Raw genomic sequence first — 18,236 nt, 5'->3', positions numbered from 1 at the left:
GTACACAGAAAGGAGAGCGTCCTATGGAACTGTTACGAGTAGAAGACCTCTGCAAGACATATGGCAGGGGAGAAAATGCGGTAAAGGCATTGGATCATGTGTCGTTTACCGTGGAAAAGGGAGAATTTCTGGCGATTATCGGCCCATCCGGCTCCGGTAAATCGACGCTGCTGCATATATTGGGCGGTGTGGACCGCCCCACCGGCGGACATGTGTATTTGGACGGCCAGGACGTTTATGCCCAGAATGAGGACCAGCTGGCCATTTTCCGCCGCCGTCAGGTGGGATTGATCTATCAGTTCTACAATCTGATTCCGGTGCTCAATGTGGTGGAGAATATCACGCTGCCGGTGCTGATGGATGGGCGAACAGTCAATCAGGAGCGGCTGCGGGAACTGTTGGAAACCCTGGGCCTTCGGGGCCGGGAGCGGCATCTGCCCAATCAGCTGTCCGGCGGCCAGCAGCAGCGGGTCTCCATCGGTCGCGCCTTGATGAACGCCCCGGCCCTGGTTCTGGCCGACGAACCCACGGGCAATCTGGACAGTAAAAACTCCCAGGAGATCGTGGAGCTGCTGAAACTGTCCCATCGGAAATACGGCCAAACGCTGATTGTCATTACCCATGATGAATCCATTGCCCTCCAGGCCGACCGGGTGCTGACCATTGAGGACGGCACCATCACCCGGGATGAGGTGATCCGCAGATGAACATTTTTCAAAAGGTCACCCTGCAATCCCTGAAGAAAAATAAGGTGCGAACCATTGTTACCATTGTCGGCGTCATCCTGTCGGCGGCCATGATTTCAGCAGTAACCACCTTTACGGCCAGCATGTCCAACTACATGATACAGGCCGCCATTGCGTCCGAGGGCGCCTGGCACGGCTATGTGGCGGATGCCGATATTGAAACCACTCAGGAAATTGTAGCCGCGCCGGAGGTGGCCGAAGCCAGCGCCATGCGGCATATGGGCTACGCTCTGGTCGATGGCAATACCATGGGGACGTGTCCCTATGTCTATGTGCTGTCCAGCGATGAAGAAACCACCGATATGCTGTCGGTTCGACTGGTAGGCGGGCACTATCCCACCTCCGGCGATGAGATTCTGCTGCCGGAGCATCTGTTGAACAGCAACAGTAACACTTTTAAAATAGGGGATACCATCACCTTGGCCCTGGGCCAGCGGATGGTGGATGGCTATTATCTGAGCCAGAGTAATCCCTATCAGGAAGAGGAGACACTGGAAGTCCGGGAGACCCGGACCTTTACTGTGGCTGGTGTTTACCGGCGGCTGTCCGACCGCGTTGAATCCTATGAAGCACCGGGCTATGTGGCCATCACTGGACCCGCCGGAAATGGCGACGCAGAATCCCGCTATGACGTTTTTTTCACGATGAACCGTCCGGGGGATATCTACTCTTTCCTGGAAGATCACGCCCTGAACGGTAAAACCAACGACAGAGTTTTGCTTTATTCCGGCGCCACCGACGTTTCCGGCTTTGAAAACGCGCTGCGTGGGTTGTCCGCCATTGTCATCGGCCTGATTATGTTCGGCTCCATTTCCCTGATCTACAATGCTTTTTCCATTTCTGTTTCCGAACGAACCAAGCAGTTTGGCTTGCTGTCCTCCATCGGCGCGACCCGGAAGCAACTGCGGGGAATGGTGCTGTTTGAAGCGCTGGTGGTCAGCGTTATCGGCATTCCTATCGGCATCCTGTCAGGTATCTTGGGCATCGGCGTAACGCTGTTGTTTGTAGGCGATCTGTTTGCCTCGCTGGTGGCGGGGGAGGGCGTACCGATGACCCTTTGCATTTCGGCCCCGTCCATTCTGGTTGCGGTTGCGGTGTCCGTAGTGACAGTATTGATTTCCGCCTGGATTCCGTCGGGCCGTGCCACAAAGGTCACAGCCATTGAAGCCATTCGGCAAAGCCGGGATATTCGACCGGAGAAAAAGGTGCGCCGTTCTTCCGGCCTGACCTACCGGTTGTTCGGCCTGCCCGGTGTTCTGGCCAGTCAACACTATCGGCGCAGCCGCAAAAAGTATCGGGCGACCATTCTCAGTCTGTTCATGAGCATTGTGCTTTTTGTCTCGGCTTCTGCCTTTACCGACTACCTGGTGACCATGACGCAACAAGGGTTGAACGTGGCCGGATATGACATTTCCATGTCGCTGTACCAGGATAGTCTGGCTGTGCTGGATGATCAGCAATTATTACAGCAAATCCGGGACATGGACCAGGTAGAGGATGTAGCCTATCTGAATGAACGGTCGGTATCTTGTATATTTAACAATCAGGACGTGCAATCCAAGTATGCCCAGAGCGGTGCAGAGACTACAGAGTTTGAACTCTTTTTATACTTTGTGGATGACAACAGTTTTCGGACGCTTTTGCAGGAGCACGGGCTTAGCGAAGCGGAATACATGGACCCGCAGCACCCCCTGGCCATTGGCGTGGATGGCTCCCGGGTGTTCAACGCCGAGACAGAGCAGTATCAAACAATCGAACTGCTATCCAGTGACCAACTGGAATTTACGGCGGTGGCCAGGCGAAATATAGAGGGCTACTGGTTTGATACCACGGAGACCAACAGCACTGGGGAACTGGTGTATGTCTACCGCAGTCGGGAAGACAGTGCGCAGGTACTGGAACTGTCTGAGGAAGAAGCAATGTATTCCAGTACCATTCGGATGGGCACCCGAATTACCGATTGGCCTTTTTTCCTTTCCCAAAGTAACGGCACAACGTTTTTGCTGCCGGCGTCGGTCAAAGATGCCGTATTTCCGGGAGATGGTGTGGTCTATGGAGAATATCTGATCACGGCGGACGACCACAGAGCCGTGGTGCAGGAACTAAAAAACATGGCGCTTGCACAGGGCGTTCAGGTTTCCCCCTATAACCGTGCAGCCAGTGAAGAAAGTGACCGCAATACCATCACCATTATCCGGGTCTTTTCCTATGGCTTTGTGGTGCTGATTTCTCTGATTGCCGCAGCCAATGTCTTCAACACCATCACGACCAACATCCATCTGCGCCGCCGGGAGTTTGCCATGCTCAAATCGGTGGGCATGAGCCACAGCGGTTTCAACCGGATGATGAACTATGAGTGCCTGCTGTACGGTAGCCGCGCCCTGCTGTTCGGCCTGCCCGTTTCGCTGCTGATGGCGCTGCTGATTCACCGGTCGGTGATTTACGCTTTTGATATGCCGTTCCGTGTGCCGTGGAAGGCCATGGGCATTTCAGCCCTCAGTGTCTTCCTGGTGGTGTTCGTTACTATGCTTTATGCCATGAGCAAAATCAAAAAGGACGATCCCATTGAAGCACTGAAAAACGAAAATACGTGACAGCCCTTGGCCGCCTGTGGGAGCATAGCTCCCCGGGCGGCCTTTTATCGTTGCCCTTGACAAAGATGGTCTAATGGATTAGACTATACATGTAGTCGAACCCATTAGACTGGAGGAATACCCCATGGAAACACCGAAAGTATTTGAGAGTGAGTACCGATTCTGTCTGATTCTCTGGGACCATGAGCCGGTGACCGGCCGGGAGTTGGTACGATTGTGCCGGGAACAGCTGGGATGGAAGCAGTCCACCACCTATACGGTCATCAAGCGACTGTCGGAGCGGGGCATATTGAAAAATGAACAGTCGGTTGTTACGTCTCTGGTCACAAAGGAACAGGTTCAGGCGGCAGAGATCGACGAACTGGTGGAGAAGACCTTTGAGGGCTCGCTGCCGGCCTTTGTGGCGGCCTTTACAAAGCACCGAAAGATGACGGCGGCGGAAATCGACGCTGTTCAGGCCATGATCGACCAATACCGAAAGGGGGAGGGCCATGACTGACCTGTTTTTATGCCTGTTCAACCGTGCCGTTGCCGCCGGATGGCTGGTGCTGGCGGTTTTGCTGCTGCGGCTGCTCTTGAAAAAAGCGCCCAAATGGACCCGCCTCCCTTTGTGGGGACTGGTAGCCGTGCGGCTGCTGTGCCCGGTTCCTCTGGAAAGCGCTTGGAGCCTGATTCCCAGCGCCCAGACCATCGCGCCGGAAATGCTGCTGGTTCCGGTCCCCACTATTCACAGCGGTATTTCTGCGCTCAATTCCACTGTGAATCCCATTTTGGAACAAAGCGCGGCGGCGACGCCAGAGTACAGCGCCAATCCGTTCCAGATTGGGATTGCCATTGCAGCGGTTATTTGGGCGGTAGGTGTTGGGGTTTTGGTGCTCTATACAGTTTGCAGCTATGTCCATCTGCGAAAGCGTATGAGTACGGCAATCCGGGTGGAAGAGAATCTTTACCGCAGCGAATGGACCGGCTTCCCGTTTGTCCTGGGTCTGATACACCCGAGAATTTACTTGCCTGTGAATCTGGACGACGCTACCATGGCCCATGTCATCGCTCATGAGCAGGCTCATATTCACCGCAGGGACCACTGGTGGAAGCCCCTTGGCTTCCTGCTGCTGACAGTATATTGGTTTCATCCGCTGCTGTGGGTGGCTTATGTGCTTTTGTGCCGGGATATTGAATTGGCCTGTGATGAGAAAGTTATCCGAGATATGGACCGGGAGCGTCGGGCCGATTACTCCCAGGCGCTGCTCCAGTGCAGTGTACGCCGTTCCGCCATGGCCGCCTGCCCGCTGGCCTTTGGGGAAGTAGGGGTCATGGAGCGGGTGAAAAACGTGCTCAACTACCGAAAACCGGCGTTCTGGATCATTGTGGCCGCCGTTGCGGCATGTCTCATTGCAGCTGTGTGTTTCCTGACGGACCCGGTGACGATCAATGTAAAATATCCATGGGTCCAGGAATATACAGGAACAGTGGATACAGCTCGATATGAGTCCATCAGTCCGGATTTTTCCATTGGTGCGGCTGAAAACGGTCAGGCTGTCTTCAAAAATCCGGAGAAAGCCTTTGCAACGTTTACTGACCGGTACGCCGACACGCTGGAACAACTGCGGCAGGCATTTGATTTGCCGCCGGTAACGGAACAGGAATATGAACTGTATAAAACCTACGGCTGGCAGTTCACCGGCGGGACAGAGACAGAGCGGGAGCGGGCAGCGTTTGTATCCCAGTTTTTGGATATCTACGAAAACAGCTTTATCGAGAGTACACCATCGGAAGCACCGGATACCAAGCAGGCTTTGACGCTGGAGAATGTAATTGCCCTGTCGGAAAAGGGAAATGCCTTGAGCTGGACGGATTTTGAAGACTTCGCATATACAGAGGTCGGCTCTGGCATGTATATCCGGCAGTATGCGATTGATGGAATCTTCTACCTGATGATTGGTGGGCCATCCCTTGACGAACCGCCATGGTACATCAACCTTCATGCCGGAGACAGCGGGGAAGATATCATGGATATTCGGGAAGAGAACGTCCAGTCCTTTATCAAAGCCAATCAATCCTTCTGGCAGGAATCCAGACTTTGTACCTACACCAGAGAAAATGCCATGGAGCCATATGTGACATTTTACGACGACGGCACATATATTTTTTGCTATTCCCTCCTGAGCAGCACCCTGGGGCAAGGAACCTATGCTCTGGCGGAGGACCGGCTGACCCTGCTGGACAATGCCGGCGGTACATTTGAATTTACCGTTGAGGGAGAAACACTGACTTGTGATTGGGTTACACCGCGTATGGACTTGCCGGAAAGTGCGGCGGTGTGGCTTGCCAACCTGCCGGAACATATGGTGTTTACCCGTACCGACGGCGGCGCAGATGCATGGGAAGCTGTGCTGTCTCTGGCCCGGCAGCGGCGGGCGGCGGAACTTGTGCAAGCGATTGCCGCGTCTCCGGCAGAAATGTCCTCTGTGGGCGCCTATCTGATGGCCCACCCGGCAGAGTATGAGGAATTGGTAAACATCGGGACAGATACTCTGCGGTATGCCTTTGGTCGGTTCCTGCTGGGCGGGGAAACCGGCTTGGAGGGCCATATTCTGGCGGAAGCCTGCCAGGATATTTTGGTAGACTGGGGAATGTACCGTACCGACGTGCTCTATGAAACGGGGCAGGGCTGGTTTAATCAGTTCCGGGACAACACGTTGCAGCTGGCAGAGCAATACAGCGAAGCAGAATTACGGGAGCAGTATCCGGCTGGTTGGCTCCTGCTGGAGCAGCTGGATGAAGGTTGATTTTATTACAGTAATATGGTAGAATCCCAGCAGAACCAACCCTTGTTTGTGCAGCCAGGTGGACGAGCCCGTTGCAATCGCGGACGACTTAATATGGTCCGGGAAGGGACGAGGATGGGTCCAGTTTGGAATCAAAGGAGATACATCGATGAAAAAGAGAGTTACTTGGATGGTGTTGGCCGTTTTGATGATGTTGTCCATCACGGCCCAGGCAGCCGGTGGAAACGGCGGCGGCAATGGCGGCGGTGGCAGCGGAGACGGCACCGGCGGCGGGAAAGAGGAAGCTCTGACCGTGGAATCGGCCAGCGTAGAGGACGGAGCGGTATTGACCCCTGAGGATACTATCACTCTGGTGTTTTCTAAGAATGTGGTAAACAGCAGCGTCAAGGAGAACAACCTGCCTCTGTTTGTGGTCACCGACGACAGCGGTGCGGCGGTGGAGATCACCGTCACCATGGCCGATGATCAAATCGAGCCGGACAAGAAAAACGATGTAGTCATTGCCCCGGCTGATACTTGGGCTGAGGGCGCGTACACGCTGACCGCCCAGGCCGGTATCACATCCAAGAGCGGCGATGTGATGGAGCAGGACTACACCATGACGTTCTCCGTGACCGGGACTGTGGACGACACAGCAGTCCCGGAGGATACCATGGATGCCGCCACAGACCCGTCTCCGGAGGACACCGCGGATACTGCGGAGCCTGAAACGGCCGAAGACGCTGCTACGACAGAATCCGAGACAACGACACCGGTTGCCACGGAAGAGACAGCAACGCAGGAGCAGGAGAGCAATACGACCATGATTGTCGGCGTTGTGGCTGTCGTGGTAATCGTGGCTGGCGCCGCGTATGTGCTTGGGAAGAAGAAATAAATGAAACCGCGCAATGGGCTGAAATGGCTGGCAGCTACCGCCATTTTGCTGGGCGCGGCGCTGATCTCCATCGGTGTCGGGCGATATCCCGTGACGCCGGTGGAGATTGTCCTGTCCATCATACAAGGACTGACCGGGCATTCCATGGGCATGAGCCCGGAAGCCGTGGCCATTGTTGTAGGTAATCGGCTGCCCCGGACACTGGCGGGCCTTCTGGTGGGCGCGTCCCTGGCAGCCAGCGGCTGCGCGTTTCAGGGATTGTTCCGCAATCCGCTGGTGAGTCAGGGCATTTTGGGCGTGTCCTCCGGCGCGGGCTTTGGTGCGGCGTTGTCCATTCTGTTGTTTTCCGGCACGGTCATGGCGCCGCCATTCGCCTTTGTCTTCGGCCTTTGTGCCGTGTGGCTCAGCTTTTGTGTGGCGCGGCTGTGCGGTCAGGTCACCGTGCTGATGCTGGTGCTGGGCGGTACCATTGTTTCCTCGATTTTTTCGGCGCTGCTGTCTCTGCTCAAGTATATTGCAGACCCCTATAATCAGCTGGCGTCTATTGTATTCTGGAACATGGGGTCCCTTGCTTCTGTGGAATCTGCGGTGCTGCCGGTAGCTGTGGCAGCCATGGCGGCGGGGATGCTTCTGTTGCTGGGTTCAGCGTCCTGGATTAACGTTTTGTCCATGGGAGAAGGAGAAGCGGCCAGCCTGGGCATTCCGGTCCACCGGGCCCGGGCGGTGGTGGTGGCCGGCGCCACGCTGGCTACAGCCGGTGCCGTCAGCATTGCCGGGACCATCGGCTGGATTGGTCTGATCATTCCCCATATGGCACGATTCCTCATCAAAAGCGATAACCGCCGCCTGCTGCCGTTTAGTATGCTGCTGGGCGCTGCGTTCCTGGTGTTGGTAGACACCCTTTGCCGGACATTGACCGGCGCGGAAATTCCATTGGGGATTATGACCGCACTCATCGGCGGGCCGTTTTTCATCTATCTGCTGCGGCGGTACAAGGGAGGCGGTTGGCAATGAAGGCTGTAGAAGTGCAGGGGCTGTCTTTCTCATATGGACATCACCCCGTGTTTTCTCAAATCAGCTTCCAGGTGGAGCGAGGGGAAATTTTCTGTCTGGTAGGGCCCAATGGCTGCGGCAAAAGTACGCTGCTGCGTTGTATTTTGGGCCATTTACAGCCACAGGCAGGGGAGATCCGCATTGGTGGAACGCTGCTGGGGGAATACAGTTCGCCGGCGCTGGCCGACCAGCTGGCGTATGTCCCGCAAAGCCATACCAGGGCGTTTCCATTCCGCACGGTGGACGTGGTAGCCATGGGCCAAATCCGCAAAGGCGGGCTGTTTGCCGGTCAGAAGGGGCAGACGCGGCGGGCCATGGCAGTATTGGAGCAGCTGCATCTGGCACACCTGGCTGAAACGGAGTACACCTCGCTCAGCGGCGGTGAATTGCAAATGGTTCTGCTGGCCCGGGCGCTCTGCCAGGATAGCGAGACTTTAGTCCTGGATGAACCGGCGGCCCATCTGGACTTGAGACGGACCCATGATCTGCTGGCCGTACTGCGGAGAATTGCAAAAGAGCAGGGGAAGACCATCCTCCTGTCCACCCATGACTGCAACCATGCATTGCACCTGGAGGACAGCGGCGCGACGGTTCGTATGGCGCTGATGGAGCAAGGGCAGCTTAGCCCCGGTGATACGCCGTTGGCTTTGCTGCGGTCCGACTGTATGAGACAACTGTACGGTATGGAAAGCCGTGTGGTGACGGTACCGGATGCCGGTGGACGCCATTTTCTGGCCACCTGGAGGGAAGGAGAAGAAACATGACACGATGGTTGCGCATGACAGCGGCAATGCTGCTGTTGGTGCTCCTCTTTACAGCCTGTGGTACACCGGCTGCACCAGCTGCGGAATCGGTCACCAGTAAGACCATTACAGATTGTGCCGGGCGGGAGGTGCCCATACCGGACTCCACGGAACGGATTGCCTGTCTGTATGCTTATACAGGCCATGTGGCGGTGCTGTTGGGTTGTGAAGATCAGATTGTCGCAGTGGTAGATGGGCTCAAGCGGGATACGCTGATGCAGCAGAAAGTTCCGGACATTGATGAGATGCCCAGTCCCTACAGCAGCGGCGCCATCAATATTGAAGAGTTGGCAGCAGCGGCGCCGGATATGATTTTTCTGCGGGCGTCCAATTTGCAGGACGCTGGTGAGATGGAAAAGTTGGATGGCCTGGGTATTCCCTACGCTGTGGTGGAATACGTGACCATGGAGGATCAGATGGAGAGCATCGCTGTCATGGGGGAGGCGCTGGGCCGGGAAGAACAGGCGGCGGCGTATCTCCAGTACTACGAGGATACCTTAGACATGGTGTGGCAGCGTTTGGAAGATCTGCCGGATTCGGAACGAAAAACGGTGTATCACTCCGTCAATGAGGTGGTTCGGGCGGATATTCCCGGCACCCTCTCCTATGAAGTGCTGGAGGCGGCGGGCTGCTGCAACGTGGTAACCGACGCGGAGGACTTGCAGCTGGATGGCGATAAGGGCTATGTGACCGTGGAACAAATCTACGTTTGGGACCCGGATATCATTCTGGCCAATGAACCGGCGGCAGCGGAGTATTTCCGCACCGATGACAAATTCTCCGGACTCCGGGCGGTCCGGGAGGGACAGGTATTGCAGCTGCCGGTGGGCATTTCACGCTGGGCCCATCCCGGCTCACTGGAATCGCCGCTGGCGACCTTGTACCTTGCGGCGACACTGTATCCTGACCGCTTTGCGGATGTGGATTTACGGGGGGAAATTCGGGAGTTTTATAAGACATTTTTCCGGATATCTCTCAGTGAAAGCGATATCGATACCATTTTGAGCGGTGAGGGCATGCGGGCCCCACGGGAAGGAGTGGACCAATGAACCGATATCTGATCTCCTTTGATGATACAGACGAATTGAACATGCCCGGAACGGGTCACCTGCTGGACGGCTTTTTGCAGACATTGTCCGCCCGGTGCAGTTTCATTTCCCGTCACCAGCTGTTTGTCCATGCGGATGTATCGTATACGTCCCATAATAGCGCCATGTGCGCTCAAATAGACGGCGGGTTGTCGACGGAAGACCTGATCGGCCGGGCTGCGGCGTATCTGGAACAGCACAGCGCCCCCGGTGCGGACCCGGGACTTTGCGTGGCGGATTGGGGGACCATGATGCAGCCAGAATTGCTGGTGTTGTGGGGATACCGGGCCAAGCGGGAGGTGCTTGCCAAGGAAGACGCCTATTTCCTGGCTCGGCAGTGCGGCGTGCATCTCAGTGAGCACGGCGGAACAGGGCAGGGCGTTGTCGGTGCATTGGCCGCTGTGGGTTTGCGGCTGGCGGGGCAGGATGGACGCGTCAAGGGAAAACGGCAGCTGGAACAGGACAGACTGACGGTGCGAGACTTGCTGCGTTCTACGGGCTTCGATCGGGTCTGTGCCTACGGCCTGGGAGAACTTCCGCCGGATGCGGTGATCTGCATAAACGGCCAGCCGATCAAAGCGGTCTATCAGAATTTCTGTGCCACGGTTCTGGCTGTGCCGGAGAGAGACCAGTACCGTCTGTTGCCAAAAGAGCAGCTGAAGTGCTTCTGAAAAAGCGAAAAAACCGTGGAATCAACGGACGATTCCACGGTTTTTTATGTGGTTAAAGGGACAGCAAGAGACTGACGGCCATGACGGTCATGCCGAAATTCTTGTAAATTGGCGAGGAATCCTATCAAAGGAAAAAGTCCGCATAGGTCCGGGCTTGTCAGCATATCCATGGGGATAGAACAAGGCAGAGGCGACCTCTGCCGACCTAGGAGGGACTCTGCATGGAACAGAAAAGTATCTATGAGCAGATCGGTTGCCGCACCGATGGAAACGTCTACATCTCCGTGGTGGGCCCGGTTCGCACGGGAAAATCCACCTTTATCAAACGGGTCATGGAGGAGCTGGTTATCCCCAATATTGAAAATGTCTACCGGCGGGAACGGGCGAAAGATGAGCTGCCCCAGAGCGGCTCCGGCAAAACCATTATGACCTCGGAGCCGAAATTTGTGCCAGAAGAAGCGGTGGAGATCAGCCCCGACGGCAAAACCAAGCTGTCCGTACGACTCATTGATACCGTAGGCTATATGGTCGTGGGCGCCATGGGGGCCGATGAGAACGGCCAGCCCCGTATGGTGACGACGCCCTGGTGCGATCATGAGATTCCCATGACGGAAGCGGCGGAGCTGGGTACCCGAAAAGTTATGGAGGACCACGGCACCATTGGCATTGTGATGACCACTGACGGCACGATTACGGATATTCCGCGGGAGGACTATGCCGAAGCGGAGGATCGGGCTATCCGGGACATGCAGGCAACCGGCAAGCCGTTTTTGGTGGTAGTCAACTCTCAGCATCCGGAAGGGGAGACAGCCCGCCAGCTGTGTGCAGACATCACGGAACGGTATGGCGTCAGCGTTACCGCCGTCAACTGCCTGACGATGCAGGAAGCGCAGATTGTTCAGCTGCTTTCGAAGCTGCTCTACCAGTTCCCAGTGACGGAGCTGCGCTTCTATCTGCCCAGTTGGATGGACGCGCTGGAGTGTGAACACCCATTGAAAGCCAGCCTTTATGAGGCTATGCGGGAGTGTGCAGCCCGAATGGCCACCATGCGGCAGGCGGAACCAGCCATCGAGGGCATTTGCGCGCTGGACCATGTGGAGCAGTATCAAATTCGCTCCATGGACTTGTCCACAGGTATCGTCAGCTGTATGCTGCTGCTGCCCCAGACGCTTTTTTATCAAATTTTGGGGGAGAAGAGCGGTTTCTCCATTACCTGTGATGGTGATCTGCTGACGCTGCTGGAACAGTTGGCTCAAGTCAAGCAGAAGTATGACAAGGTGGCCGACGCCCTGGAGGAGGTATGGGCCACGGGCTACGGCGTTGTGATGCCCGGTGCCGAGGACCTGCACATGGAGACGCCGGAAATTGTGCGCCGGGGCTCCAGCTACGGTGTCAAGCTTCGGGCCAGCGCCCCGTCCATTCATATGATGCGGGCGGATCTGAAGACGGAAATCAGTCCCATCGTCGGCGATGAAAAGCAGTCCCAGGAGCTGGTGCAGTACTTGATGGGGGAGTGCGAAGGCAACACGGAGAAACTGTGGCAGAGCAATATTTTCGGAAAATCTTTGTACGATCTCATTAACGACGGCCTGGGGGCCAAGCTGCAAAAACTGCCATCCGACTCCCGATACAAATTCAAAGATGCCCTGCAAAAAATCATCAATGAAGGGGGAAATGGCCTGTTGTGCATTGTAATTTAAGATAAAAATGGGAGCATGCTGCATCAGGACCGGCATGCTCCCGATTGCTCTGAATGGAGTCGATCATACAACCGTAAGAAAGAACGAAGAAAAAAGTCAGTGGTGTTGAGCATGGTAAATTTCCTCTTTCCCTTGACAAAATACAAGAAATACCGTAATATCAAGGAAAGTAGCGGGTGTGTTGCGCCGCAGCAGCACACCGCGAATGGAACACATAATGACGATAGGTGCGATGTTAGCGTCTTGACTCCTGGAATTGCAGAGAGAGTCAGGGCGCCTTGCGCGTTTTTGGCCTTCTTTTGCAGGGGTTCTTAGAAGGAGGCATGTTTTTTGAAACGATTTCAACTGCGTACCGAGATTTTGATCGGCGGCGATGCGTTTGGCGCCATGCTCAAGGAGCGGAAGCGCGTATTTATCGTCACCGACAAATTTATGCACGAAAGCGGCCGGGTCAGCTACTTGACTGACCGTCTGGCGCCCGATGCCCAACACCGGATTTTCTCCGATGTGACACCGGACCCGGATATCGACACGGTCACCGCCGGCGTGGGACAGATTGTGGAGTTCCAGCCCGACGTTGTAGTGGCCCTGGGCGGCGGCTCACCCATTGACGCAGCCAAAGCCATTGTCTTTTTTGCGGCCAAGCAGTTCAAGATGGAGGATTGTCCCTTTGTGGCCATTCCTACCACCAGCGGCACCGGCAGTGAGGTCAGTAAATTTTCCGTGATTACTGACCGGTCCAAAGGGGTAAAATACCCCTTGATCGACGAGAGCTTGCTGCCGGATTACGCTGTATTGGACGCAGAACTGACCCGCAGCGTACCGCCCGGCGTCACAGCGGATACCGGCATGGACGTGCTGACGCACGCCATTGAAGCCTATGTCTGCACCGAGGCCAACGACTTCACCGATGCCCTGGCGGAAAAGGCTGTCCGTTTGGTGCATCAGTATTTGCTGACGGCCCATGCCAACCCCGATGATCTGACGGCACGGCAGGCTATGCACAACGCCTCCTGTCTGGCCGGCGCAGCGTTTTCTAATGCGGGTCTGGGTTTGTGCCACAGCATGGCCCACGCTATGGGCGCTCAGGCCCACATTCCCCACGGTCGGGCCAACGCCATCCTGCTACCCTACGTCATGAGCTATAATGCTGGCTGTGAGAGCACGCTCACCCCCACGGCAGAACGATATGCCGCATTGGCCGCGCAGCTTGGCCTGGGGACCAGCAGCATCCGCCAGAGCGCCCTGAATCTGATTCATATGGTGCGCCGCATGGAGTCGCGGATGAAGATGCCCATGAGCATCCGGGAGGCTGGTCTCTCCGAGAGTGATTTTGAGGCTATGCTGGACAATATGACGGAGGCCGCTCTGGCCGACCGCTGCATGGGCACCACGCCGGTACCCTGCACGGCAGACGAGGTCCGGGCCCTGTACCGGCAGGCCTACTACAAGGCGGGACGGTATCGTTCCCTCTGAGAGAGCAGGTGACCCATGAACGAATTTGATGAAAAACAGCGGATTATCCAGGAATTTGTACCGGGCAAGCAGGTAACACTGGCCCATGTGATTGCCAGCCCTGTGGAACAGCTCTATACAAAATTGGGCCTGATCGATGCCCGGGGTGCCATCGGCATTTTCACCATTACGCCCAGTGAGGGCGCTATGATTGCCGCCGACGTAGCCACCAAGGCGGCTGATGTCTCCATTGGCTTTGTGGACCGTTTCAACGGTTCACTGGTCATCACCGGTGATGTGGCGGCGGTGGAGGCCGCTCTCCATGAAGTAATGTCTGTACTGTGTGACAAGATGGGCTTCACGCCCACCACGGTTACCCGGTCGTGAGGCAGGCTCATGGAAGCACGTAAAAAACGGATTATCCTCATTGGCCGGTCCGGCTGTGGTAAAACGACGCTGTGCCAGTATTTGAACCATGAGGCCATACGCTATCACAAAACACAGACCATCCAAATCATTAATGATACGATGATCGATACGCCGGGGGAGTACCTGGAACGGACCAATCTCCGCGGCGCACTGATGGTGACTTCCGCCGATGCAGATTTGATTGTTTTGGTGCAGGACGCCACGGAAAACGGAACCATGTTTCCACCGTCCTATACCAGTATGTTTGCCAAACCGGCCATCGGTATTGTCACCAAATGCGATCTGGCGACGGATGCACAGATCGAATACGCAAAAAACTATCTTACCATGGCTGGCGCCCGACAGTTGTTTGTCACCAGCAGTACCGAGGGCAGCGGGTTTGCGCCGCTGCTGCGCTATCTGGACTACGACTGACCGGCAGCCGTCATGGGCTGGAGGAGAGACAACCATGGCGGAAAGCACCTTGCGCGTTGTCATCGCAGACGACGAGCCCATTACCAGAATGGATCTGAGAGAGCTGCTGGAGGACAAAGGGTATCAGGTGGTAGGGGAAGCCGGAGATGGCTTCGATGCCATTGAGGCCTGTAAAAGTCTGAAGCCGGATTTGGTGCTGATGGATATTAAAATGCCGTTGCTGGATGGGCTGTCCGCAGCGCGTATTATGAATGAGGAGCGCTGCGGCGCCACAATTGTGTTGCTGACGGCTTATAGTGAGCGGGAATTTATTGATTCGGCAAAGGAGATCGGCGTAAGCGGATACCTGGTCAAACCCGTTGATGAAAAATCCATTATTCCCAGCATTGAGCTGGCCGTGGCCCGCAGCCGGGAGATCCGTGCGCTTCAGAACGACATTGCAAAAGTCGAAAAGCGTCTGGAAAGCCGGACTATGATTGAAAAGGCCAAGGGCAAGATCATGGCACGGGACGGCATGACAGAGCAGGAGGCTTACGACTTTATCCGCAAGTTGAGCCAAACCAAAAATCTGTCTATGCTGCGGGTGTCAGAGATTATTCTTCAAAGTGTGGAGTCATAAGCCATGGAGCAGATCAAGGCCCTTTGCCGGCGACATACCGACCTAACCGAAGCGGATATGGAAATTTTGGAACGGTATGCCACTGCGCTGCAAACCATAGCTGATATGGAGGAAGCGGACATTTTTCTTGATTGTCCCACCCGGGACGGCGATGCCATTGTGGTGGCAGAGGCCAAGCCGAAGAACGGAGCGTCCGCCTACCGCAGCAGCGTGGTGGGCATGATGGCTACTGCGGAACATGAGCCTGCTGTTGCCCGCACGTTCCGGTTGGGGGTTGCAACCCGGCAGATGAAGGCGGTCACGCAGGAACGTTCCAACGTGATTCAGACTGTGGAGCCCATCCGCAACTATGGGCGCGTCATCGGTGTGCTGATTCGGGAAAAGCGGGACGACTGCCAGATGGTAAGTCCCATTCTTCACCTGTCGGAACAGAGCATGCAGCATATGACGGATTTTATCGCACGGGTGGTGGATGAACACAGCTGGCTGCCGGAGTGTATCGACGAAGCGTTGCTGATTGTCAGCAACAACGGTGTGATTACGTTCCGCAATACCTTGGCTCGGAATTTATACCGAAAGCTGGGGTATGTGGAGGATATTCTCGGCAAACGATACGAGAATTTTCGCCTGATCGATCAAGTGACCACCCGGGATGAGGAATTGAGCTTTACAGCGGTAGAACTGAAAATTGGGGCCGTCTATCTCGTATTCAAACGAATTCCCATTCATGAAAACGGCATTGCCTTTGCGATTCTGATGACGGATACCACATTCAAGCACGAGCAGGAGCAGCAGTTGATTCTCAAATCGGTGGCCATCAAGGAAATGCACCACCGGGTGAAAAACAATTTACAGACGATTGCCAGCCTGTTGCGGCTCCAGACGCGTCGCACTGACCAGGAGTCCACGCGGCAGGTGCTGTATGAAAGTATGAACCGCATTCTGGCCATTGCCGCCACCCATGAGCTGCTGGCTTGCAGCGGTGTCGATGAGATCATGCTGGGTGAGGTTATTGTCCATATCAAAAACAATGCTGTTCGTTTTTTTGCGCCCCAGCATTTGGCGCTGGAGCTGACCGTGGAGGGCGATGATTTTCGGGTGGACTCCGATATTGCCACCTCTGTAGCACTGGTAATCAATGAATTGCTGCAAAACTCTTTGAAATACGCCTTCACAGGCCGCAAAGGCGGTACGATTCGCATTATTGTTACTTACGGAGAACTGTATTCCCAAATCCAGGTCATCGATAACGGCTGCGGCTTTCAAGTCAGCCAGGACAGCGCCAAGCATTTGGGGCTCAACATTGTGGAAACCCTGGTACGGGACAAGCTCCATGGCCACCTGTCCATCCAGTCGGACAGTGCCGGTACCTGTGTAACCTTCGATTTTAAAAAGAATAAAATTTCAGATTTGTCCGGCGCGACGTAGGGCCGGACGGGCAACATCATCCGAACGATGCAGTCCGGGTGCAAAGGGGTTCTTTGCGCCTTGGACTGCATTTGTTTTTTCTGGAAAGGTCAGATGTTATGATGCAGGAAATTGTCCGCAGTGTCGGTATTGATATCGGCACATCCACCACTCAGTTGGTATTTAGCCGTCTGGTTGTGGAAAACCTGGCCGGAAATTACGCCGTGCCCCGCGTCTCCATTGTGGAAAAAGAGGTGATCTATCGCAGTAAAATCTACTTTACCCCCCTGCGCTCCGCTACGGAGATTGACACGGAAAAAGTTAAGGAGATTGTTCGCGGTGAATATGCCGCGGCAGGCATCCGCCCCGAAGATTTGCAGACCGGCGCAGTTATAATCACCGGTGATACGGCCCGCAAACAGAATGCCAATCAGGTTCTGGAGGCATTGTCTGATATGGCCGGAGACTTCGTGGTAGCCACAGCTGGCCCGGACCTGGAAAGCGTTCTGTCGGCCAGAGGCGCCGGTGCTGATGTGATCTCGGAGGAGCATCGCACCACGGTAGCCAATATTGATATTGGCGGCGGTACCTCCAATATTGCTCTGTACGAAAAGGGCATCCTGCGAGGCGTCAGCTGTCTTGATATCGGTGGCCGCCTGATTAAAGTGGAGCAGGGAAAGATCACCTGGATTTTCCCCAAGATTCATGCGCTGGCGCAGAAACATGGACTGGCCCTGGAAGTGGGTGATCCGGCCCAGGAACAAAAACTATATGATCTCTGTACCATTATGGCCGGTCATCTGGCCCAGGCGCTGGGGCTTCTGCCCAAAGACGAAGACCACGCGGGCCTGTATACCAACAACGGCAGCCCAATTCCCACAGAACCGGCTGTTCGAGGCGTCACCTTTTCCGGCGGCGTAGCCGATTGCGTTTATGACCCGGAACCGGGCGATGTGTTCCGGTACGGCGATATCGGTGTTCTGCTGGGACGGGCTATCCGGAACCATGCGGCGTTCCAAACGGTGGAACTGTTCCGGTCTGTGGAAACCATTCGTGCCACGGTGGTAGGTGCCGGTACCCATACCACAGAGGTCAGCGGCAGTACCATCACCTATGAAAAAGATCGTCTGCCCATCAAAAACATCCCCATTCTGCGCGTAGCAGAGGACGACGAGACGCAGCTGGATACCTTGGCTGCATCCATCCGTACCCAAATGGCAATGTACCGGCCGGAGGGTGTCACCGAACAGGTGGCCATTGCCATTTCCGGCGCTGGACGCACCAGCTTCCAGGCAGTGCAGCAGCTGGCCGACGCCATTTTGGACGGTGGACGGGAAGCGGTGGAATCCAGCCATCCTCTGATCGTGGTGGTGGAGAATGACATCGGCAAAGTTCTGGGAAATGCGATGAAGGTAAAACTGGAGCATAAAAAGGACGTCATCTGTATCGATGGCATTCGGACCCGCAGCGGTGATTACATCGACATCGGCGCTCCCATTGCCGGGGGCCATGTGGTGCCGGTGGTAATCAAAACGCTGATTTTCAACTCGTAAGGCAAGCCCGCATTGCGGGATTACCAATCATTACTAACGTG

The 18,236-nt window shown here is 55.5% G+C and carries 16 protein-coding genes; all 16 read left to right on the top strand.

Annotated features, from left to right (window positions below):
- Window positions 1–23: 23 nt before the first annotated feature.
- The 16 genes from ACTQ33_RS12345 to eutA all read left to right on the top strand — a co-directional run bounded on the left by ACTQ33_RS12345 (window position 24) and on the right by eutA (window position 18,195).
- A complete protein-coding gene (locus ACTQ33_RS12345) occupies window positions 24–707 on the top strand; it encodes an ABC transporter ATP-binding protein (RefSeq protein ID WP_441464903.1) in 684 nt (227 codons plus the stop codon).
- Window positions 704–3,340 (top strand): ABC transporter permease, encoded by a 2,637-nt coding sequence (locus tag ACTQ33_RS12340; protein WP_441464902.1) that lies wholly within the window; start codon window positions 704–706, stop codon window positions 3,338–3,340. Before ACTQ33_RS12345 ends, ACTQ33_RS12340 begins: the two co-directional genes overlap by 4 nt.
- Before the next feature lie 124 nt (window positions 3,341–3,464).
- Window positions 3,465–3,839, top strand: coding sequence for a BlaI/MecI/CopY family transcriptional regulator (locus ACTQ33_RS12335; protein ID WP_441464901.1), 375 nt, complete (start codon window positions 3,465–3,467; stop codon window positions 3,837–3,839).
- Complete coding sequence (locus ACTQ33_RS12330; RefSeq protein ID WP_441464900.1) at window positions 3,832–6,129, top strand: M56 family metallopeptidase; 2,298 nt, start codon at window positions 3,832–3,834, stop codon at window positions 6,127–6,129. The genes ACTQ33_RS12335 and ACTQ33_RS12330 overlap by 8 nt, the downstream gene beginning before the upstream one ends.
- Before the next feature lie 148 nt (window positions 6,130–6,277).
- On the top strand, window positions 6,278–7,003 hold the full coding sequence (locus ACTQ33_RS12325; RefSeq protein WP_441464899.1) for an Ig-like domain-containing protein: 726 nt from the start codon (window positions 6,278–6,280) through the stop codon (window positions 7,001–7,003).
- Entirely contained in the window at window positions 7,004–8,017 is a 1,014-nt protein-coding gene (locus ACTQ33_RS12320; RefSeq protein WP_441464898.1) for a FecCD family ABC transporter permease, read from the top strand. It abuts the gene before it with no gap.
- Window positions 8,014–8,820, top strand: a complete 807-nt coding sequence (locus ACTQ33_RS12315; RefSeq protein WP_441464897.1) for an ABC transporter ATP-binding protein — start codon at window positions 8,014–8,016, stop codon at window positions 8,818–8,820. The genes ACTQ33_RS12320 and ACTQ33_RS12315 overlap by 4 nt, the downstream gene beginning before the upstream one ends.
- Entirely contained in the window at window positions 8,817–9,908 is a 1,092-nt protein-coding gene (locus ACTQ33_RS12310; protein ID WP_441464896.1) for an ABC transporter substrate-binding protein, read from the top strand. The genes ACTQ33_RS12315 and ACTQ33_RS12310 overlap by 4 nt, the downstream gene beginning before the upstream one ends.
- Window positions 9,905–10,618: a hypothetical protein gene (locus tag ACTQ33_RS12305; protein WP_441464895.1), complete on the top strand. Its 714-nt coding sequence runs from the start codon at window positions 9,905–9,907 to the stop codon at window positions 10,616–10,618. Before ACTQ33_RS12310 ends, ACTQ33_RS12305 begins: the two co-directional genes overlap by 4 nt.
- 221 nt (window positions 10,619–10,839) lie before the next feature.
- Window positions 10,840–12,318 carry a stage IV sporulation protein A gene (gene spoIVA, locus ACTQ33_RS12300; protein ID WP_441464894.1) on the top strand — a complete coding sequence of 493 codons (1,479 nt, stop codon included), beginning with the start codon at window positions 10,840–10,842 and terminating at the stop codon, window positions 12,316–12,318.
- Window positions 12,319–12,648: 330 nt separating this feature from the next.
- Complete coding sequence (locus tag ACTQ33_RS12295) at window positions 12,649–13,794, top strand: 1-propanol dehydrogenase PduQ (protein WP_441464893.1); 1,146 nt, start codon at window positions 12,649–12,651, stop codon at window positions 13,792–13,794.
- Between the two features lie 15 nt (window positions 13,795–13,809).
- Complete coding sequence (gene eutS / locus ACTQ33_RS12290) at window positions 13,810–14,160, top strand: ethanolamine utilization microcompartment protein EutS (RefSeq protein ID WP_441464892.1); 351 nt, start codon at window positions 13,810–13,812, stop codon at window positions 14,158–14,160.
- Window positions 14,161–14,169: 9 nt separating this feature from the next.
- Complete coding sequence (locus ACTQ33_RS12285) at window positions 14,170–14,616, top strand: EutP/PduV family microcompartment system protein (RefSeq protein ID WP_441464891.1); 447 nt, start codon at window positions 14,170–14,172, stop codon at window positions 14,614–14,616.
- A 34-nt stretch (window positions 14,617–14,650) separates the two neighbouring features.
- Window positions 14,651–15,235: an ANTAR domain-containing response regulator gene (locus ACTQ33_RS12280; protein WP_441464890.1), complete on the top strand. Its 585-nt coding sequence runs from the start codon at window positions 14,651–14,653 to the stop codon at window positions 15,233–15,235.
- 3 nt (window positions 15,236–15,238) lie between these two features.
- A complete protein-coding gene (locus ACTQ33_RS12275) occupies window positions 15,239–16,663 on the top strand; it encodes a sensor histidine kinase (RefSeq protein WP_441464889.1) in 1,425 nt (474 codons plus the stop codon).
- A gap of 101 nt (window positions 16,664–16,764) precedes the next feature.
- Window positions 16,765–18,195: an ethanolamine ammonia-lyase reactivating factor EutA gene (eutA, locus tag ACTQ33_RS12270; RefSeq protein ID WP_441464950.1), complete on the top strand. Its 1,431-nt coding sequence runs from the start codon at window positions 16,765–16,767 to the stop codon at window positions 18,193–18,195.
- Window positions 18,196–18,236: the final 41 nt, after the last annotated feature.

This window comes from Candidatus Avoscillospira sp. LCP25S3_F1 (assembly GCF_052117125.1).
GTDB lineage: Bacteria > Bacillota > Clostridia > Oscillospirales > Oscillospiraceae > Avoscillospira_A.
This window is presented reverse-complemented; position numbering and strand designations above follow the sequence as displayed.